Raw genomic sequence first — 19,452 nt, 5'->3', positions numbered from 1 at the left:
GGCCCGCTTGGGGCGTCATGGGACCAATCGGGCATTAAGCCCCAGGGGCCCTTAGACATGAAAACCAGCCGACTTCTCGGTGCCACCGCTTTGGCGAGCGCCGCGTTCCTGTTTCCTCTCGTCGCGCAGGCGCAGTCGAGCGAGCCCGTCGAGGCCGCACAGACCGATACGACTCAGGCAGAAGAGGAAGGTCCGACGGTCGTCGTGACCGGTTCGCGCATTCGCCGCCCGAACGATGATTCGCCGGTTCCGGTGACCACCGTCACCGGCGAAGAGATCTTCGAGACCGGCCGCATCTCGGTCGGCGACGTTCTCAACGATCTGCCGCAGCTGCGCTCGTCGCTGGGCTCGCAGAACTCGACCTCGGGCCTCGGCACCCGTGGCGTCAACTTCCTCGATCTGCGCGGCCTCGGCACTTCGCGTACGCTGGCACTGATCAACGGCCGCCGCCAGACCTCTGCCGACATCATCAACAACGGCAACGCGATCGACATCAACACGCTGCCGACCGACCTGATCGAGCGCATCGACATCGTCACCGGCGGCAATTCGTCGATCTACGGTTCGGACGCGATCGCGGGCGTCGTGAACTTCATCCTGAAGGACAGCTACGATGGCGTCCAGCTGCGCGGACAGGCCGGCGTCAGCACCTATGGCGACGCAGGCAACCAGTATGTCTCGCTCGTCGCGGGCAAGAACTTCGCCGAGGGCCGCGGCAACATCGCGTTCAACGCCGAATTCGCGCATCAGAGCGACTATTACGCCTCGGGCCGCCCTAACCTGCGTCAGAACAACGCGTTCGTCGTCGTCGACACCGACACCGGTTCGCCATTCGACACGGTTCCGGACCGTCTCTACTATCGCGACATCCGCAGCGCGACGATCGGCCTCGGCGGTCAGGTCGGAATCCGCTACGCCAATACGCCGGGCGCGCCCTGCGGGAACGACGCGGTCGGCTCGTCCTTCACCTGCGGCTTCCAGTTCCTGCCGGACGGCGCGCTGACTCCGCAGACCGGCCTTCGCGTCGGCCTCGGCCCGAACGGCAACTATATCGGTGGCAACGGCACCAGCAGCCGCGAAGGCAAGCTGATGGTCCTCTCGCCGGATCTCAAGCGCTACGTCTTCAACGCGCTCGGGCACTTCGAGATCTCGCCGGCATTCGTGCCGTTCTTCGAAGCCAAATATGTGCGCACCGAAGCTTTCGGTACGCAGAGCGGCCCGTTCTTCTCGCAGGGACAGACCTTGGGTGATGGCATCGGCCCAATCGGCGACTTCGCGGGCACTTATGATCGCTCCTATTCGAACGGCAGCTACAACTCCCCCTTCGCGCAGACCAATCCCGGGGCGCTGCGCGCCACCGCGGTCAACCGCGAAGGCATCCGCCTCGACAATCCGTTCCTGTCGGCAACTGCGCGTTCGACGCTCGCCTCGCAGCTGACGGCGGCGGTCAACTCGGGCGTCAACCCGAACACGGGCGCGAGCTTCACCGTCGCACCGGTGTTCAGGACGGGCATGACCGACGCTGAGCGAGCTGCGGCGACTGCATTGGCTGGGCAACAGACCGCCGCTAACCAGGCGGCCGCGCTGGCTCAGATTGCGGCGGGTACCTACCGCTTCTCGCTGCGTCGCAACTGGGTGGATCTCGGCACGCGCGACGAAGAGATGAAGCGCGAGCTTTACCGCGCCGTCGTCGGTATTCGCGGTGAACTCGGTTCCGACTGGAACTACGAAGTCTCGGCAAACTACAGCGAACACAAAGAATCGAACGTCATCACCGGGAACGTCAACACCCAGCGTTATCTGCTGGCGCTCGACACCACCCGCAACGCGGCCGGCCAGGTCGTCTGCCGCTCGCAGGTCGACGGGCGCTATGCCGGTGACGACATCGCGGGCAACGACGCGCAGCTCGCTTCCGATATCGCTGCTTGCGTCCCGCTCAACCCGTTCGGTCAGGGCTCGGTCAGCCAGGCCGCGCTCAACTACCTTGTCACCCCGACCATGGCCACCGGCAAGTCCAGCCAGTTCGTCGCCAGCGGCTTCGTGTCGGGCAACCTTCCGATCACGCTTCCGGGCGGTGCCATCGGCGTGTCGATCGGCGCCGAATATCGCAAGGAGACGCTTTCCTACGACCTCGATGACCTGACCCAGGCCGGCTATGCGTTCTACAACGCCATCCCGAGCTTCACGTCGCCAGCCTTCGAAGTGAAGGAAGTGTTCGGCGAAATCTCGCTGCCGCTGATCAAGGACGTCACGCTCATCCAGGAGCTGACGCTCAACGGTTCGGGTCGTATCGCCGACTATAAGGGCGGTGCCGGCACCGTGTACGCGTTCAGCGGCGGTGCCACCTGGCGCCCCGTCCGCGACCTGATGTTCCGCGGGTCCTACTCGAAGTCGGTGCGCGCACCGTATCTGGGCGATCTCTATACGGTGCCGGGTCAGAACTTCACCCCCGCTCCGAACGATCCCTGCTCGACGCGCAATATCAACACCGGTTCGGCGACGCGTGAAGCCAACTGCAACGCAGCTGGCCGTCCGACTGGTTACGATTTTGCCTACACGGCATCGCTGGAGATCCTCAGCGGCGGCAACACGAACCTCAAGGCGGAGACATCGAAGTCGCTCACCATCGGCGGCGTGTTCCAGCCGAGCTTCGTGCCTGGCCTGGCGATCTCGGTCGATTACTACTCCATCACCGTGGATGACGTGATCACCTCGCCTTCGGTCCAGAATGCCCTGAACGCGTGCTACGACGCGCCGGACCTCAACAACCAGTTCTGTGGCCTGTTCGAGCGTGCGGGTGCCAACGGTGGGCCGAACGGCGAGCAGCCCTTCCAGATCATCGAAGGTTCGTTCATCGACTCGCCGCAGAACTATGCGCAGTACAAGGCGCGCGGCATCGATACGCAGATCGGCTACAACCGCGACTTCGGCTGGGGCCGTCTGAGCTTGAAGGGCGTCTGGACGCACACCATCCAGCGCGACAACTTCACCGATCCGTCGCGTCCGACCTTCAAGAACGTGCTTGTCGGCGAACTCGGCGATCCGGAAGACAATTTCAACATCAGCACCGATCTGAAGCTCGGCCCGCTCACGCTCGGCCACAGCTTCCGCTATCTCAGCCGGATGTATATCAACACCTGGGAAGACTATAACGGAGTGAACGGCCAACCGGCCCAGAACCCCGATTATGCTGAAATCGCTCAGTATCCCTCGGTTACATACCACGACATCCGCTTCGACCTGGAAGTGAACGACGCGTTCAACTTCTACGGCGGTGTCACCAACGTCGGCGATGCCAAGCCGCCTTACGGCCTCACCGGCATCGGGTCGGGTTCGGGCATCTACGACAACCGTGGCCGCTTCTTCTACGCGGGCGTCACCGCGAAGTTCTGATAGCGACACGCTGAACTAGGGAAGGGCCGGGGTTAATTCCCCGGCCCTTTTTCTTTGTCCCGCATCCGCGCTAGACGAGGGCATATGGCTGATACTTCAATCGAGCAGGCCCGTTCGCTGGCGTCCCGCGGCCAGGCGGTTTCGGCGGTTGCGCTGCTCGAGGCCGCAGGCAGCGCGGGCAACGCCCAGGCCTGGATGCAGCTCGCGGTCTGGCGCCTCGCCGGCGCGCCGCTTCCGCGCGATCTTGTCGCCGCTCGCACGGCACTACGCCGGGCGGTCGAGATCGGCCATGTCGATGGCGCACTCATGGAAATCGCGCTGAGCGCCAACGGCAATGGCAACACGGACGCGCCGGACTGGTCGTCGGCGGTCGCGCTGCTGGACCGGGCGATGGGCGATCCCGTCGCAGCAGCGCAGCGGGCATTGCTCGACGAGATGGCACTCGCCGCGGACGGGGTACCGCTTCTGCTTCCCAAGGGCGAGGTGCTCAGTGCGGCACCGCGCATCGTCCATTATCCTGCGTTCCTTACTCCACGCGAATGCGCGCATGTGGCATCGGTCGGCGCGGAACTGCTCGAACCTGCGCAAGTGATCGACCCGCGGACAAGTCGATTGGTCCCGCATCCGATCCGCACTTCGGACGGCGGCGCGATCGGCCCGACCCGGGAGGATCTGGTGATCCGCGCGCTGAACCTGCGAATCGCCGCGGCCAGCGGCACGCGAGTCGAGCAGGGCGAGCCGCTCACGATTCTGCGGTACAGTCCGGGACAGGAATATCGGCGCCATCTCGACACGATCGCCGGCGCGCAAAACCAGCGGATCAGGACGGTACTGATCTATCTCAACCAGGGTTTCGGCGGCGGCGAAACGCAATTTCCGCTACTGGGGCTGACGATCCAGCCGCGGGGCGGCGATGCCATCGTCTTCGACACCCTAGTGAGCGACGGTGCGCCCGATACGCGCTCGCTCCACGCCGGAGCCCCCGTCACCGCCGGCGCCAAGTGGCTCGCCACTCGCTGGATCCGCGCCGCACCGATCGATCCATGGACGATCCGCGGCGCCTAGGCCCACGAGCGGTCGAACCTCTTTCCCAGCCCCGTGATCAGCTCATATTGCGACAACCCGCTCAGCGCCGCGGTTTCGGGCAGCGCATAGTCGATCGCCACCCAGTCCCCCTCGGCCAGCGCCGGTGCCGCATCCACGCGGATCGCCGTGAGGTCCATCGAAATGCGGCCGATCACCGGCAGCACGGCATCGCCGGCCCGCGCTCTGCCCTTCCCCGAGAAGCAGCGCAGATAGCCGTCGGCGTAACCGAGATTGAGCACCGCTACTTCCATGTCTGCGGGCGCAGTGAAGGTGGCATTATAGCCGACGATCTCGCCCGCGCGCACCTGCCGGCGCTGGATCACCTGCGCTTGCGGAGTCGCCACCTGGCGGATCGTGCCATGCTCGGCGCGCTGCCGCCCGCCATAAAGCGCGATCCCCGGTCGCGTGAGGTCGAAGGCATAGTCCGGACCCAAGGCGATTCCGGCCGAATTGGCGAGGCTCATCCGCCGCGCCCCAGTCCGCCCGCGCAGTGCCGCGAACGCGGTGCGCTGCTGCGCGTTCAGCGGCACGTCTTCGTCGGCGCAGGCAAGATGGCTCATCAGCGTTTCGATTTCGAGCCCGTCGAGCAGCCCTGCCGCCACGTCCTCGACCGAAATTCCGAGCCGGTTCATGCCGGTATCGACCATCACGTCGCATGCGCCGCCGGTGCCCGCGCGCCAGCGGCGCACTTGATCGGCGGTGTTGAGCACCGGCCGCGCATTGGCCGGCCGCTCGGCCATATCGGCGTCACGGATGCCGTGGAGCACCGACACTGCCACCCCGAGATCGGCCAGCGCCCGCGCCTCGCTCCACACCGCGACGAAGAAGTCGCGGCAGCCCGCGCCGGCCAGCCGCTGCACGACATCGCGCGCGCCCAGCCCATAACCATCGGCCTTGACCGCAGCGCCGCACGCCGCGCCATTGCTCATCTCGCGCAGCAACCGCCAATTGGCGACCAGCGCGTCGCCGTCGAGCTTCAGCCTCAGGGGGGAATGCGTCATGCCAGCGCGGTTAGCGTCTGGCGGGCACGCGCGCCACTGTCTCCTTGAGGCCCCAGGCAGTCACCGCCAGCGCCATCGCCACTACCGCGAAGGTGTACCACAGCCCGGCATAGGGATTGCCGGTGCGCGCGACGATATATTGGCTGATCAGCGGCAGGAACCCACCGAAATAGCCGGTGCCGATATGATAGGGGATCGACATCGAGCTGTAGCGGATCCGCGACGGGAACATCTCCGAGAGCAACGCCGCGACCGGGCCGTAGGTCGCGCCGGAGAGCGCCATCAGCGCGAGTATCGCCAGCATGATGATCGCGATATTGCCGATCGGCGGCACCGAGGGCTTGAGATCATATCCGGCGGCGGCCAGCGCCGCGTCGAGTCCGGCGGGGCTGGTATCGGCGGTCGGCACGCCGCCGATCGACACGGTGACCGCGGGGGCACGCGTCGTCTTGTAAGCGACGCCCTTCTTCGAGAAGTGATCGAGCAGCTGGCCGCACTCATCGGCCTGTTTCGCCGCGAACGGATCATAGCCGCAGTGCGGGCCGGAGACGATTACGGGCGCCCGTCGCGCGGCTTTCGCCAGTTCGGGATTGGCCGCGCTGCCGATCACCCAGAACAGCGGAAAGAGCAGCACCAGGGTGAGCGCATAGCCGACGACGATCGGCACCTTGCGCCCGACACGATCGGAGAGGTGGCCAAAGAACAGGAAGAAGCCCATGCCGATGATCGCCGATCCGCCGGTGATCAGCTGCGCCGCGGTAGGATCGAGCCGCATCGGGCCCGACAGGAACGACAGCACCGAGAACATCGACGTGTACCAGATCACCGTCAATCCGGCGGAGATGCCGAACAATGCGACGAACAGCCTTTTGCCGTTGCCGGGGTAAGTGAAGCTCTCGATGAACGGGTTGGCCGCGGTCTCGCCGGCCTCCTTCATCGCCTTGAACACCGGGCTCTCGGAAAGCTTGAGCCGCATCCACAGCGAGATGGCGAGCAGCAGAATCGAGAACAGGAACGGCACGCGCCAGCCCCAGCTGGCCCAGACGTCGGCGAGGGCGAACTTCGAGATCAGTACCACGGCGAGGCTGAGGATGAATCCCCCGACGACGCTCGCTTGGATGAAGCTGGTGTGGAAGCCCGAACGGCCGGCGGGCGAATGCTCGGCAACATAGATCGCCGCACCGCCATATTCGCCACCGAGTGCCAACCCCTGGGCGATGCGCAGGAGGATGATCAGCACCGGCGCGGCCATGCCGATCGCGGCATAGCTCGGCACCAGACCGACGCCGGCGGTCGCCACGCCCATCAGCGTGATCGTGACCAGGAAAGTATATTTGCGGCCGAGCTTGTCGCCGAGATAGCCGAACAACACGGCGCCGAGCGGACGGAAACCGAAGCCGACGGCGAAACCTGCCCAGGCGAGCAAGGTCTGGAGCACTTCGTTGCCCGCGGGGAAGAAGGTCCGTCCGATGATTCCCGACGCGGCTAGCGTGCCGTAGATGAAGAAGTCGTACCATTCGAACACGGTGCCCAGCGAGGATGCGCTGATCACCAGCCGCATCTCCCTGGCACTCGGTTCGGGCGCCGCACTGGCCATTGTCGCTCCTCCTGTTTGGCAGACGGTGTAGCGCGGCTGCGCGCCGCGGCAAGGGTGGCCTTGGAACCCGATCGCGTTGTGACTATTTTACATAGATTAGAAAGCTTTAGCCGAGACAGGAACGATGGCAAACGGATGGGCGCAGGACGGCGCCGTGCAGGATCAGATCGACGACACGGTCGCCGACGCAGTATCGGCCGCGCGCGCACGCATGCCCTCGGGCGAGAGCGCGGAGCATTGCGCATTGTGCGGCGGCGACATTCCAGAAGCGCGCCGCCGCGCGCTCCCCGGCACGCGCACTTGCGTCCCCTGTCAGGCGGGCCGCGACGCAAGCGTGCGCAGCGCCGGGATCAACCGGCGCGGCAGTAAGGACAGCCAATTGCGCTAGGCTTGGCGGGCCAGTCATGTTCGCCGCTGGGGCGACGATTGGAGCGGGTTCGCTAGATAGCGGAGATCAGAACCGTCGGGCAGCAACCGCCCCGCGTGCAGGCGGTTAGGCACACAGGTCGGAGCAAAAAGGTGCTGTCGCCACCGAGAAGGAAGGTACGTGGCCTATTGGAAATTCACATAGACCCGGGCTGCGCCCTCCTCGCCACTCGGATGACGCACCGCATAGTCGAAATAAGTGTAGCCCTTGAAGCCGTTCAGCGCAGTCACGGTAACCTTTCCGGACGCCAAGACAGCAGTCAATTCAGCACTGTTGATCGACGGGACGCTAACCGAAAGTACCGAAGAAGACGCGGGAAAGAAACCGATGCTGCCCGTCGGGCCGTTCGCGTAAATATCATTTGATACGAGTGTCGATACATCCAGGCCATCTGCCGTAATGATCAGAGGCGCGCCGGCCGATGCAACGAAGAAATCCGGACCGGGGAAAAAGAACCCGGTTGTTGGGAGCGGCAGCGCCTCGCGGAATATTGCGGTTTGGTCAATGATCTGCGGGGCGGTGACCGCGAGCGCCCTGGCGGCCGCCTCAGCAGTATTAGCCTCGAGCAATTCGCCCAGGCGTGTTCGAAGATAGCCGATCAAACCGAGGTTGAACTGCGTTGCGCTAGTGGTGGTGTCGATCTGGACCCCGATGGCCGCAGCATAAGCACCGATAAGGTGGGCTGCGGCGCTTAAGACGTCGGCGCGGTATTTTCCCGCTGGCACGGCGCTGGTAAGCAGATCGCTCATGACCGAATTGTCGAAGAGAAAAGCCTGTCGGGTCGCAACGAACTCCCCAACGAACTTTACGTTGCCTTGCTGCACGAAAAGGAAATAGGGATCGAAGCGCCCTTGTCGGACCGTGTCGACGCCAATCGCAACGGCTCCCGCGCGCAGGTTCGCCGCGGCCACACGCGCCCCTTCGCGGTGAGTCGCGTCGTCGGCATCGAGAAGCGCCACCACCGGATCAAATTTCGTGAGATCGGGATCCGTCATCAGTTTAAAAATACCGGTGTCGAGTCCGAGCGCCCGCTTCACTGCGACTTGGCTGTCCGCAAACTCTATCAAGGATGTTGCGGGCGAATAGATGAGTGACCCCAGCGGAGCAACATAGGCAAAGTAGGTAGAACCGGCGGAATCGACCCCGGCGGCTAGATTATAATGGTCAAACCATAGCGGATAAAACGTACCGAAACCGTAGCTTCGCAAGCCCACGACACCTCGACCGAAACGTCCATCCCGAGAGCAGTAATAGCCCGAGGTATTGGCGTCGCCGATACGCTCCCGCGACGAATACATATACATGAAGCAGGGGTTGGCGCCCGTACTTACTGCGCGTGCGAGCGGCGTAGGGCTTGGCGTTGGCGTGGGAACAGGTGCCGGCGTGGGTGTCGGCGCGGCGGGTGCCGGGGTCGATGTCCCGCCGCCCCCGCCGCAGGCTCCCAGGAGCGCCGAGACACAGCAAGTAATAGCGGCGTGCCGCACGAGCTTAAGCCGCATCCTGTCCCCCTAGCCTATTCCAGGAAAGGTGACGGGAGAAAACTCTCACGTCAATGCAGTCGTGCACGGTAACCGAAGTCACCATTCTCTGAGAAGCGATGCTTGCTAGCGCGCGCTCCACCCGCAGCCGCCAGGCGATGTCGCGGCCAGATGGACCAATGCAGCCCTCAGCTGAAGCAGCGTTGATCCCTGCCCAAGCGATCTCATGCGGCGATGCCCTCAAGCGCTTCGCTCGCCTGCATCCACGCCGCCTCGGCGGCCTCGATCTTGTCGCTCAATTCGGCGCGGCGCTTCATCAGCTCGGTCATGCTCAGCTTGATCAGCGAAGCGTCCGCCGTCGAAGGATCGAACATCGCGCGCTCGACGGCGGTGCGCTGCTCGGTCAGCTTCGCCAGCTCGGCCTCGGCGGTCTTGGCTGCCTTGCGCAGTTCGGTGCCCTTTTCGCGCGCCTCCGCGGCGAGGCGGCGGGCTTCCTTCTTGTCCGCCTTGGAAAGCTTGGGGCCCGCGCCGTCCTTCGACAGCACGAAGGCGATGTAATCGTCTAGCGAGCCGTCGAATTCCTTCGCAGTGCCCTGGTCGACCAGCACCAGCCGGTCGGCGGTCATCTCGAGCATGTGGCGATCGTGGCTGACCAACACCACCGTGCCGGTATATTCGTTGAGCGCCTGGATCAGCGCTTCGCGCGCGTCCACGTCCAGATGGTTGGTCGGCTCGTCGAGGATCAGCATGTGCGGCGCGTCGCGGGTGATCAGCGCCAGCGCCAGCCGCGCCCGCTCGCCGCCCGAGAGCTTGCCGACCTCGGTGGTCGCCTTCTGCCCCGAAAAGCCGAACCGCCCGAGCTGGCCGCGCACCGCGCCCTGGGACGCACCCTTCATCAGCACGGTCATGTGCTGGAGCGGCGTCTCGCTGCGTTCGAGCTCCTCGACCTGATACTGCGTGAAATAGCCCACCCGCATCTTGCCGCTGGCGTTCATCGCGCCTTCCATCGGCGTCAGCTGCGCCGCGAGCAGCCGCGCCAACGTGGTCTTGCCGTTGCCGTTGCGCCCGAGCAGCGCGATCCGATCGTCGGGGTCGATGCGTAGATTGAGCCGCTTGAGGATCGGCGTCTCGCCATAGCCCACCGTCGCCAGATCGAGCGTGATCAGCGGCGGGCGCAATTCGTCGGGATTGGGGAAATCGAAGCTCAGCGTCGGATCGTCGAGCAATTCGGCGATCGGCTGCATCTTGGCCAGTGCCTTTTGCCGGCTCTGCGCCTGCTTCGCGGTGGAGGCGCGGGCCGAGTTCTTGGCGATATATTCCTGCAGATGCTCGCGCTGCGCCTGCTGCTTGGCGCGGGCCGAGGCGATTTGCGCCTGCCGCTCGGCGCGCTGGCGCTCGAACGCATCATAGCCGCCGGGATAGAGCGTCAGCTTGCCGCGATCGAGATGGAGGATGTGATCGACGACATTGTTGAGGAAGTCACGCTCATGGCTGACCAGCAGGATCGTCGCCGGATAGCTCTTGAGGAAATCCTCGAGCCACAAAACCGCTTCGAGATCGAGATGGTTCGAAGGCTCGTCGAGCAGCAGCATGTCGGGCTGCGAGAACAACAAACTCGCCAGCGCCACGCGCATCTTCCACCCGCCGGAGAAGCTGTCGAGCGGTGAATGCTGCATTTCCTCGTCGAAGCCGAGCCCGACCAGGATCTGCGCCGCGCGGCTCGGCGCGGTATAGGCGTCGATCGCCATCAGCCGCTCGTGCACTTCGCCGAGCCGATCGGGATCGTGGCTGGTCTCGCTCTCGTGGAGCAGGGCGGCGCGCTCGAGGTCGGCGGCGAGCACCGTCTCGAACGGAGTCGCGTCGCCGTGCGGCGCCTCCTGCGCGATATAGCCGAGCTTGGCGCCGCGCGGCATGTCGACGCTGCCCGTATCGGGCTCGAGCTGCGACGCGACGACCTTGACCAGAGTCGTCTTGCCGGCGCCGTTGCGCCCGATCAGACCGATCCGCCCGCGCGGGGGCAGCTTGGCGGTGGCGTTGTCGAGGATCGTGCGCCCGCCGAGGCGCACCGTGATGTCGGTCAGGTTGAGCATGATGCGCGCGCCTCTAGCACTTGCGGCGCCCGGACCCAAGTCTTTCGCATTTGCAGCATGACAATCGCCGCCATCTGCATACATTCGACGATATGAACAGGCGACCGATTCGGGGTCCCTGACGGAGGGTTCCCCTATGCGCTTCCTCGTCGCCGTGTCCGCCCTGTTCCTCGCGTTCGCACCCCCAGTCCGCGCGGAAGTGCCCGCCTACCCCGCCTCGTTCGAAACGCGCGAAATCACCGCCAACGGCACCGTTCTTCACGTCCGCATCGGCGGCAAGGGCCCGGCGGTTCTGCTCCTCCACGGTTACGGCGAGACCGGCGACATGTGGGCGCCGCTGGCGGCTGCGCTGATGCGCGATCACCAGGTCATTGTCCCGGACCTGCGCGGCATGGGGCTCTCGGCAGTCGCGCCAGGCGGGTATGACAAGAAGACCCAGGCCGCCGACATGGTCGCATTGCTCGACGCGCTCAAGGTGACCCAGGCGGACGTGGTCGCGCACGATATCGGCAACATGGTCGCCTATGCGTTCGCGGTGCAGAACCAGAAGCGTGTGACTCGGCTCGTCCTGATCGACGCGCCCGTCCCCGGCATCGGACCGTGGGAGGAAATCCTCAAAAACCCTCTGCTCTGGCATTTCCGGTTCGGCGGGCCCGACATGGAACGGCTCGTCGCGGGCCGGGAGCGCATCTATCTCGACCGCTTCTGGAACGAATTTTCCGCCGATCCCGCGCATTTCGACGAAGCCTCGCGCGCCCATTATGCCGCGATCTACGCCCGCCCCGGTCACATGCATGCGGGCTTCGCGCAGTTCGCCGCGTTCGACCAGGACGCGATCGACAATCGCGGATTCCTCGCCGCGCAGGGAAAGCTCGGGATGCCCGTCCTCGCTCTGGGCGGTGAGAAGAGCTTCGCCGGGACGATGGCGACGGTCATGCGCGCCGCCGCAACCAACGTCACCCAGGGCATCGTGCCCGCCTCCGGCCACTGGATCATGGAGGAGAATCCCGACGCCACCGTCAAGCTCGTCACTGATTTCCTCGGTGCGAAGTGATCCGCACCGCGCTTGCGCTCGCCGCGCTCCTCGCCGTCGCGCCCGCGCCGCGCGAGATCCGTCTCACTCCGGCCGAAGTCGCCGCCTTGCCCCAGATCGGCGCAGTCGCGGGGACCTCGGGGCTCGCCGGGGTCGAGACACGTGTGCTCAGCGGCGACCCGACCAAGCCGGGGCTGTTCGCCATCGAGATCAAGGTACCGCCCAACACGCGCATCGCCGCGCATAGCCACAAGGACGAGCGCACCGCGACGGTCGTCTCGGGCATGTGGCATTTCGGCTATGGACCGAAGGCCGATGACAGTCTGCGCAAGCCGCTGCCCCCAGGGAGCTTCTATACCGAGCCTGCCGGCGTGCCGCATTTTGCGCGCACCGGGCCGGAGGGCGCACATGTCTACATCACCGGTTACGGCCCGACCGACACCGTATATGCCGAGCCGGCGAGTAATCCGAACTAGAACAGCGACTTGTCCCGATCACCGGCGCCGGTTTTGTTCCGAAAGCGAAACTATGAGACGCTGCCCAGGCGAGTCGCGGCCGCGACTCGCAAGACGGGGGAAAGTTCATGGCTGATAATCCAAACTATCCGATTGGCACTGCGGCAGTGAATTGGTTCGACAGTTCGAGCCAGCTTCACATCCGCGTCTATTCGACCGACGGCTATACCATCACCGAGCGCTGCGCCGACGGCCAGGGCTGGACCACGGGCTTCAGCATGCCGGGCAGCGCGGTCTCGGCGACGTGCTGGAACGACTCTGCCGGCGAGCATATCCGCGTCTATGCCACCCTGGACGACACCACCACCGAATGGTGCTTCGATCCCGGCTCGAACTGGACGAAGGGCGAGTACACGCCGAGTTGAACGCGCTCGGCCGGCGCCGAGTCGACCAGCTTGGCGCCGGCCCGTCGGGTCGCTATTCGCCTGCCTGCCGGGGAGGGCGCGATGATCCAGGGTTCATGCCATTGCGGCGAGGTCCGCTTTCAGCTCGACTGGCGGATCGACGAACTCACCACGTGCGATTGCTCGCTCTGCGCGATGCGCGGCGCGCTGATGGCGAAGGTGCCGGAGACTGCGCTCGAAGTGACCACGGGCGAGGATCTGCTCACGCTCTACCAGTGGAACACCCACCGGGCGCAACACTATTTCTGCGGCCGTTGCGGCATCTACGTCTTCCACCGCAAGCGGGCGGCGCCCGACCATTTCGGGATCAACGTCCGCTGCCTGCACGATGTGGGTCTCGCCGGCCTCCCGGTACGCGCGACCGAAGGGGCGAGCATGACCGTCGAGGCTCCGGACCCGTGTGACCGCTGGCCCGGACCGCGCGTCAGTCCAAGCGGCGCATAGCGCGTCATCCGGCGCGTTCGAAACGACCTGTTCCCCGGCGAAGGCCGGGGGCCAGTTGCGATGATGTTCGAGAGGTTCGTCGCCGCTCGCCGGCTAATCGATGCTGGGCCCCGGCCTTCGCCGGGGAACAGCATCAGAAGAACATATCACACTCCAACCGACCGCTACGCCTCTGCCGTGCTCCAACGAAAGCAGGAGAACGATCAGTCCAGGTTAGGACGCAAATAGCGCGTCGCCAGTTCGAGCGAAATGCCCCGCCGCGTCGCATATTCCGCGAGCTGGTCCTGCCCTATGCGCGCTACGCCGAAATATTCGGCCTGGGGGTGCCCGAAATAAAAGCCCGACACCGCCGAGGTCGGCAGCATTGCGAAGCTCTCGGTCAGGCTGATCCCCGTCCGCCGATGGGCATCGAGCATCTTGAACAAGATCGGCTTGAGGCTGTGCTCGGGGCAGGCCGGATAGCCCGGTGCCGGGCGGATGCCGCGATACTGCTCCTTGATCAGCGCCTCGTTGGTCAATTGCTCGCCCTCGGCATAGCCCCACAGCGAAGTCCGAACGAACAAGTGCAGCCGCTCGGCGAACGCCTCGGCCAATCGATCCGACAGCGCCTTCAACAGGATGTCCGAATAATCGTCGATCGCGTTCTTGAAGCGCGCGAGATGCGGCTCGATGCCGTGGAGGCCGACCGCGAACCCGCCGATCCAGTCGCCGTCATGATCGATGAAGTCTGCGAGGCACATATTGGCGCGGCCCTCGCGCTTGGCGATCTGCTGGCGCAGCATCGGCAGGGTGTAATGCACTTCGTCCTCGACATGGACGATGATGTCGTCCCCCCGCCGCCGGCACGGCCACAAACCGGCGACGCCGCGCGCAGTCAGCCACTTCTCGGCGATGATCTTGTCGAGCATCGCCTGCGCATCGGCGAACAGCGACGTCGCGCTCTCGCCGACCACCTTGTCCTCGAGGATCGCAGGATAATTGCCGGCCAGCTCCCAGGCGCGGAAGAACGGCGTCCAGTCGATATATTTGCGCAGGTCCGCGAGGTCCCAGTCGAGGAACTCGTGCACTCCCGGCATCCGCGGTTTGCCCGGCTTGAGGCTCATGTCGGCGTCGAAGCCATTGTCGCGAGCCTTGTCGATCGGCACCAATTCGCTCTGGCCGCGGCCGGCACGGGCAACGCGGACTGCTTCATATTCGGCGGCGATCTTGGCGACATAATCGTCGCGGATCGTCTCGGAGACGAGCGTCGTTGCGACGCCTACCGCGCGGCTGGCGTCGAGCACATGGACCACCGGCCCCTTATACGCAGGCTCGATCCGCAGCGCGGTGTGGACGCGCGATGTCGTCGCGCCGCCGATCAGCAGCGGCATCGTCATCTGGAGCCGCTGCATCTCCTCGGCGACGGTAACCATCTCGTCGAGCGAGGGCGTGATCAGCCCCGAAAGCCCGATCATGTCGGCGTCATTCTCGTTCGCCGCCTCGATGATCTTCGACCACGGCACCATCACGCCGAGATCGACCACGTCGAAGCCGTTGCATTGCAGGACGACGCCGACGATGTTCTTGCCGATATCGTGGACGTCGCCCTTGACCGTCGCCATGATGATCTTGCCCTTGCCCTTGGCGCCAGGCTCCTTGGCGGCTTCGATATAGGGCAGCAGATGCGCCACCGCCTTCTTCATCACGCGCGCCGACTTGACCACCTGCGGCAGGAACATCTTGCCCGATCCGAACAGGTCGCCGACGACGTTCATCCCGTCCATCAGCGGGCCTTCGATCACTTCGATCGGGCGGGCGAAGGCGAGCCGGCATTCCTCTGTATCCTCGACGACGAACGCGTCGATGCCCTTGACCAGCGCGTGCTCGAGCCGTTTGGCGACCGGCCAGCCGCGCCACTCCGCCGCCTGCTTTTCGGCGACCGCGTCGGTGCCGCGAAACTTTTCGGCAAGCGCCACCAGCCGCTCGCCCGCGTCGGGATCGCGGTTGAGGATGACGTCCTCGCACGCGGTCCGCAGCACGGGCTCGATCTGGTCATAGACGTCGAGCTGGCCCGCATTGACGATCGCCATGTCCATCCCCGCGGGGATCGCGTGATAGAGGAATACCGAGTGCATCGCCTTGCGCACTGCCTCGTTGCCGCGGAACGAGAAGCTCAAATTCGATAGCCCGCCCGAGATATGGACATGCGGGCAGCGCGCCTTGATCTCCTTGCACGCCTCGATGAAATCGACGCCGTAATTGTTATGCTCCTCGATCCCCGTCGCAACCGCGAACACGTTGGGATCGAAGATGATGTCCTCGGGCGGGAAGCCGATGCCGACTAGCAGGTCATAAGCGCGCGAGCAGATCTCGACCTTGCGCTCCTTGGTGTCGGCCTGGCCGGTCTCGTCGAAGGCCATCACCACCACCGCGGCGCCATAGGCCATGCACTTGCGGGCATGCTCGAGGAACTGGTCGACGCCTTCCTTCATGCTGATCGAATTGACGATCGGCTTGCCCGAGACGCATTTCAGCCCCGCCTCGATCACGTCCCATTTCGAGCTGTCGACCATCACGGGTATTCGGGCGATGTCCGGCTCGGCCTGGATGAGCTTGAGGAAGGTGGTCATCGCCTCGTGCGCGTCGAGCAGGCCTTCGTCCATGTTGACGTCGAGCACCTGCGCGCCGGCCTCGACCTGCTGCAGCGCGACCTCCACCGCGGCGGCATAGTCCCCCGCCATCACCAATTTCTTGAAGCGGGCCGAGCCGGTGACGTTGGTGCGCTCGCCGATATTGACGAAGCTGGTGGAGGAGGCGGTGGTCACTTCATGTTTTCCTTGTTCCCCGGCGAAGGCCGGGGCCAGCCTCGGGCTGGGTCGTAACTGGGCCCCGGTCTTCGCCGGGGAACAACTCAGGCCGCCATCGTGAACGGTTCGAGCCCGGCGAGGCGCGTCCGCACTTCCGGCACTGGAACCGCCCTTGGCGTCAGATCCTTCACCGCCTCGACGATCGCCGCGATATGCTCCGGGGTCGATCCGCAGCACCCTCCAAGCACATTGACCTGCCCGGCATCGGCCCATTCCTTGACCAGCCCCGCAGTCGTCGCGGGCTCCTCGTCATAAGCGCCCAGCTCGTTGGGCAATCCGGCGTTCGGGTAGACCATGATCAGCGTGTCGCAGAGCGCGCTCAACGTCTTGACGTGCGGGCGCAACTGCTCCGCGCCGAACGAGCAATTGAGCCCGATCGTCAGCGGCCTGGCGTGGCGCACCGCGTGCCAGAACGCCTCGACGGTGTGCCCGGAGAGGTTACGCCCCGAAAGATCGGTCAGCGTCATCGACATCATGATCGGCAAGTCGCGGCCGAGCGCCTCGCCTGCTTCGATCGCCGCCTTGATCCCCGCTTTGGCGTTGAGCGTGTCGAACACCGTCTCGATCAGGATGAAGTCGACCCCGCCTTCGACCAATGCGTCGATCTGCTCGCGGTAGACCTGCTTGAGATAGTCGAAGTCGATCTCCCGATAGCCGGGATCGTTGACGTCGGGCGACAGCGACAACGTCTTGTTGGTCGGCCCGATCGCCCCTGCCACGAAGCGCGGGCGGCCGTCCTTCGCTGCATATTCGTCGGCGCAGCGCCGCGCGATCTGCGCCGATGCGAGGTTGATCTCGCGCACCAGATGCTCAGCGCCATAATCGGCCTGGCTGATCAGATTGGCGGAGAAGGTGTTGGTCGAGACGATGTCCGATCCTGCATCCAGATATTCGCGCGTGATCGTCTCCGGCACCTCGGGCTTGGTCAGCGCGAGGATGTCGTTATTGCCCTTCTGGTCGTGGCCGAGCCCGAGATTGCCGGCATAGGCCGCTTCGTCGAGCTTCCAGTTCTGGATCTCGGTGCCGAATGCACCGTCGGTGATCAGGATGCGCTTGGCGGCTTCGGCCAGCAGGGTTTCGCGTGGTGTCATATCTTTCGTCATCCCGGCGAAAGCCGGGACCTCCCTAATCTTGGCGTGCACTCGCGGCACCAGATCCCGGCTTCGCCCGGATGACGGCTATGCCGCCACCAGTTCCGCGCCGACCTTCGGCCGCAGCCCGAGCAAGTGGCAGATCGCGTAGCTCAATTCGGCGCGGTTGAGCGTGTAGAAGTGGAATTGCCGGACATCGCCGGCATAGAGTTTCCGGCACAGCTCCGCGGTCAGCGTCGCCGCCACCAGTTGCCGCGCCGCGGGATGCTCGTCGAGGCCTTCGAACAATTTGCCCATCCACGCCGGCACCGCGGTGCCGCACATCGCCGACATCCGCTGGACGCTGGCAAAGTTCATCACCGGCATGATCCCCGGCACGATCTCGGCAGCGATCCCGGCTTTGGCGGCATCGTCGCGGAAGCGGAAGAAGGTCTCAGGCTCGAAGAAGAACTGCGTGATCGCGCGTGTCGCGCCGGCATCGATCTTGGCCTTGAGATTATCGAGATCAGCCGTCGGGTTGGCCGAATCCGGATGACATTCGGGGTAAGCGGCGACCGAGATTTCGAACGGATGGAGCTTGCTCAGCCCCGCCACCAGCGCCGCGGCATTCTCATACCCACCCGGATGCGACTGGAATCTCTCGCCCGCCCGCGGCGGGTCGCCGCGCAGCGCGACGATGTGGCGCACGCCCGCCGCCCAATATTCCTCGGCAACCTGATCGATCTCCTCGCGCGTCGCCTCGACGCAGGTCAGGTGCGCCGCGGCCGGGATCCCGGTCTCGCGCGCGATCCGCGCCACTGTGTTGTGCGTCCGCTCGCGCGTCGTTCCGCCCGCGCCATAGGTGACGCTGACGAAGCGCGGCGCCAAGGGCGACAATGTCTGGATCGACTCCCACAAAGTCTCTTCCATCTTCTCGGTCTTGGGCGGGAAGAATTCGAAGCTCACTTCGATATCGCCGGCCACGTCCGCGAACAGCGGCGCCGCCAGCGGGTCCACGATGCTCATGCCGCCTTCACTTCCTTCAATTTCTCGCCGGTCTTGCGACCCAGCCACAATTTCACCGTCAACTCCCCGCCTTCGAGCGTCTCGACCAAAACCGGCGCGAGCCCGCCATTGGCGAACCAGCCGAGGATCTGCTCGTCCGAAAAGCCCAATCGGCTATGCGCATCGCGTGCCCGCAGATCCTCGCGATCGTGCGGCGCGAAATCGACGATGAGCAGCCGCCCGCCGTCGCTCAACACCCGCGCCGCCTCGCCGATCGCCGCGCCCGGCTGCTGCGCGAAATGGAGCACATGATGCAATATAGCCGCGTCGGCCCCGCCATCGCCGAGTGGCAGCGCATATAGATCCGCCTGCCGCAATTCGGCATTGGTAAGCCCGCGCTCGGAAAGCTTGGCGCGGGCCAGCCGCAGCATCTCGGACGAACGATCGATCCCCAGCGCCTGCTCGGCAAGCGGCGCGAACAATTCGAGCATCCGGCCGGTGCCGGTGCCGATGTCGATCAGGCACCCCAGCCTGGTATCGCCCAGCGCCCGGGCCATCGCCGCCTCGACTTCGCTCTCGGCGACATGGAGCGAACGGATCGCGTCCCATTCGCCGGCATTCGCCTCGAACCATTCGGCCGCGGCGCTGGCTCGATCGGCGCGCACCGCCGCCAACCGCGCCTCGTCGGCGACGGTCCAGTGATCGGCCTCGTCCCAGCTGTCGAGCGCGGCGAGAATCGGCTGAACCTTGGCTTGCGCGCCCAATGCGACGAACACCCAGCTGCCTTCCTTCCGCCGCTCGACCAGCCCGGCGTCGCACAGGATCTTCACGTGCCGGCTGACGCGTGGCTGGCTCTGCCCGAGCACCTGGGCGAGCTCGCCCACCGACAGCTCCATCGCGCGCAGCAACGCGACGATGCGCAGCCGCGTGGAGTCGGCGAGAGCGCGGAAGATGGCGAGAGCCTGGACCATGTCGATTATAGATATAAAGATATCTTTATATCAGGTCAACGCAGTTGCGCGCCGGGCTGCCGCTGGCTAGCCCTTGCCCATCGAACAAGAGG

Annotated in this window: 15 protein-coding genes; 7 read left to right on the top strand and 8 right to left on the bottom strand. The window is 65.0% G+C overall.

Translation table 11 applies throughout. From position 1 onward, the window contains the following. Window positions 1-57 precede the first annotated feature (57 nt). Entirely contained in the window at window positions 58-3,393 is a 3,336-nt protein-coding gene (locus E5A73_RS06880; RefSeq protein ID WP_135963037.1) for a TonB-dependent receptor domain-containing protein, read from the top strand. Window positions 3,394-3,477: 84 nt separating this feature from the next. Next, a complete protein-coding gene (locus E5A73_RS06875; RefSeq protein ID WP_135963036.1) occupies window positions 3,478-4,458 on the top strand; it encodes a 2OG-Fe(II) oxygenase in 981 nt (326 codons plus the stop codon). On the opposite strand, the gene E5A73_RS06870 is transcribed toward E5A73_RS06875, so the two are convergent. Together E5A73_RS06870 and E5A73_RS06865 are read right to left on the bottom strand one after the other, a co-directional pair. After that, window positions 4,455-5,480, bottom strand: coding sequence for an alanine racemase (locus E5A73_RS06870; RefSeq protein WP_135963035.1), 1,026 nt, complete (start codon window positions 5,478-5,480; stop codon window positions 4,455-4,457). The two genes, E5A73_RS06875 and E5A73_RS06870, sit on opposite strands and share 4 nt — an antisense overlap. A gap of 10 nt (window positions 5,481-5,490) precedes the next feature. Then, entirely contained in the window at window positions 5,491-7,077 is a 1,587-nt protein-coding gene (locus E5A73_RS06865; protein ID WP_240700065.1) for an MFS transporter, read from the bottom strand. A gap of 124 nt (window positions 7,078-7,201) precedes the next feature. On the opposite strand from E5A73_RS06865, the gene E5A73_RS06860 reads away from it, so the two are divergent. Further along, window positions 7,202-7,465, top strand: coding sequence for a DksA/TraR family C4-type zinc finger protein (locus tag E5A73_RS06860; RefSeq protein ID WP_135963034.1), 264 nt, complete (start codon window positions 7,202-7,204; stop codon window positions 7,463-7,465). Window positions 7,466-7,629: 164 nt separating this feature from the next. Here E5A73_RS06860 and E5A73_RS06855 read toward each other — a convergent pair whose 3' ends face one another. Both E5A73_RS06855 and E5A73_RS06850 read right to left on the bottom strand, forming a co-directional pair. Next, window positions 7,630-8,808, bottom strand: a complete 1,179-nt coding sequence (locus E5A73_RS06855; RefSeq protein WP_168355843.1) for a hypothetical protein — start codon at window positions 8,806-8,808, stop codon at window positions 7,630-7,632. Between the two features lie 398 nt (window positions 8,809-9,206). Further along, window positions 9,207-11,072 (bottom strand): ABC-F family ATP-binding cassette domain-containing protein, encoded by a 1,866-nt coding sequence (locus E5A73_RS06850; protein ID WP_135963032.1) that lies wholly within the window; start codon window positions 11,070-11,072, stop codon window positions 9,207-9,209. Between the two features lie 136 nt (window positions 11,073-11,208). On the opposite strand from E5A73_RS06850, the gene E5A73_RS06845 reads away from it, so the two are divergent. The 4 genes from E5A73_RS06845 to E5A73_RS06830 all read left to right on the top strand — a co-directional run bounded on the left by E5A73_RS06845 (window position 11,209) and on the right by E5A73_RS06830 (window position 13,468). Then, window positions 11,209-12,126, top strand: a complete 918-nt coding sequence (locus tag E5A73_RS06845; protein ID WP_135963031.1) for an alpha/beta fold hydrolase — start codon at window positions 11,209-11,211, stop codon at window positions 12,124-12,126. After that, the gene (locus E5A73_RS06840; protein ID WP_135963030.1) at window positions 12,123-12,581 is read left to right on the top strand and encodes a cupin domain-containing protein; all 459 of its coding nucleotides are present in this window, start codon (window positions 12,123-12,125) and stop codon (window positions 12,579-12,581) included. Before E5A73_RS06845 ends, E5A73_RS06840 begins: the two co-directional genes overlap by 4 nt. Window positions 12,582-12,688: 107 nt before the next feature. Then, window positions 12,689-12,985 carry a fucose-binding lectin gene (locus E5A73_RS06835; RefSeq protein WP_135963029.1) on the top strand — a complete coding sequence of 99 codons (297 nt, stop codon included), beginning with the start codon at window positions 12,689-12,691 and terminating at the stop codon, window positions 12,983-12,985. A gap of 81 nt (window positions 12,986-13,066) precedes the next feature. Continuing rightward, a complete protein-coding gene (locus E5A73_RS06830; protein WP_135963028.1) occupies window positions 13,067-13,468 on the top strand; it encodes a GFA family protein in 402 nt (133 codons plus the stop codon). A gap of 203 nt (window positions 13,469-13,671) precedes the next feature. Here the strand turns inward: E5A73_RS06830 and metH are convergent, their stop codons facing one another. From metH to E5A73_RS06810, 4 genes are all read right to left on the bottom strand, one after another. Then, window positions 13,672-16,272, bottom strand: coding sequence for a methionine synthase (metH, locus tag E5A73_RS06825; protein ID WP_135963027.1), 2,601 nt, complete (start codon window positions 16,270-16,272; stop codon window positions 13,672-13,674). Window positions 16,273-16,358: 86 nt separating this feature from the next. Continuing rightward, window positions 16,359-17,405, bottom strand: coding sequence for a homocysteine S-methyltransferase family protein (locus E5A73_RS06820; protein WP_135963026.1), 1,047 nt, complete (start codon window positions 17,403-17,405; stop codon window positions 16,359-16,361). Between the two features lie 87 nt (window positions 17,406-17,492). Continuing rightward, window positions 17,493-18,410 carry a methylenetetrahydrofolate reductase [NAD(P)H] gene (gene metF / locus E5A73_RS06815; protein WP_206366403.1) on the bottom strand — a complete coding sequence of 306 codons (918 nt, stop codon included), beginning with the start codon at window positions 18,408-18,410 and terminating at the stop codon, window positions 17,493-17,495. Next, the gene (locus tag E5A73_RS06810; protein WP_135963025.1) at window positions 18,407-19,360 is read right to left on the bottom strand and encodes an ArsR/SmtB family transcription factor; all 954 of its coding nucleotides are present in this window, start codon (window positions 19,358-19,360) and stop codon (window positions 18,407-18,409) included. The genes metF and E5A73_RS06810 overlap by 4 nt, the downstream gene beginning before the upstream one ends. Window positions 19,361-19,452 lie beyond the last annotated feature (92 nt).

The sequence above is a fragment of the Sphingomonas gei genome, from assembly GCF_004792685.1.
Lineage (GTDB): Bacteria > Pseudomonadota > Alphaproteobacteria > Sphingomonadales > Sphingomonadaceae > Sphingomonas > Sphingomonas gei.
Note: the sequence above shows the minus strand (reverse complement) of the source record. Positions and strands in the feature narration are given on the sequence as shown.

What these genes read in the sequence shown, in the direction of transcription:
- E5A73_RS06880 (WP_135963037.1), top strand. Translation starts at nt 58, where the DNA reads ATGAAAACCAGCCGACTTCTCGGTGCCACCGCTTTGGCGAGCGCCGCG.
- E5A73_RS06875 (WP_135963036.1), top strand. Translation starts at nt 3,478, where the DNA reads ATGGCTGATACTTCAATCGAGCAGGCCCGTTCGCTGGCGTCCCGCGGC.
- E5A73_RS06870 (WP_135963035.1), bottom strand. Translation starts at nt 5,480, where the DNA reads ATGACGCATTCCCCCCTGAGGCTGAAGCTCGACGGCGACGCGCTGGTC.
- E5A73_RS06865 (WP_240700065.1), bottom strand. Translation starts at nt 7,077, where the DNA reads ATGGCCAGTGCGGCGCCCGAACCGAGTGCCAGGGAGATGCGGCTGGTG.
- E5A73_RS06860 (WP_135963034.1), top strand. Translation starts at nt 7,202, where the DNA reads ATGGCAAACGGATGGGCGCAGGACGGCGCCGTGCAGGATCAGATCGAC.
- E5A73_RS06855 (WP_168355843.1), bottom strand. Translation starts at nt 8,808, where the DNA reads ATGTATATGTATTCGTCGCGGGAGCGTATCGGCGACGCCAATACCTCG.
- E5A73_RS06850 (WP_135963032.1), bottom strand. Translation starts at nt 11,072, where the DNA reads ATGCTCAACCTGACCGACATCACGGTGCGCCTCGGCGGGCGCACGATC.
- E5A73_RS06845 (WP_135963031.1), top strand. Translation starts at nt 11,209, where the DNA reads ATGCGCTTCCTCGTCGCCGTGTCCGCCCTGTTCCTCGCGTTCGCACCC.
- E5A73_RS06835 (WP_135963029.1), top strand. Translation starts at nt 12,689, where the DNA reads ATGGCTGATAATCCAAACTATCCGATTGGCACTGCGGCAGTGAATTGG.
- E5A73_RS06830 (WP_135963028.1), top strand. Translation starts at nt 13,067, where the DNA reads ATGATCCAGGGTTCATGCCATTGCGGCGAGGTCCGCTTTCAGCTCGAC.
- E5A73_RS06820 (WP_135963026.1), bottom strand. Translation starts at nt 17,405, where the DNA reads ATGACACCACGCGAAACCCTGCTGGCCGAAGCCGCCAAGCGCATCCTG.
- metF (WP_206366403.1), bottom strand. Translation starts at nt 18,410, where the DNA reads ATGAGCATCGTGGACCCGCTGGCGGCGCCGCTGTTCGCGGACGTGGCC.
- E5A73_RS06810 (WP_135963025.1), bottom strand. Translation starts at nt 19,360, where the DNA reads ATGGTCCAGGCTCTCGCCATCTTCCGCGCTCTCGCCGACTCCACGCGG.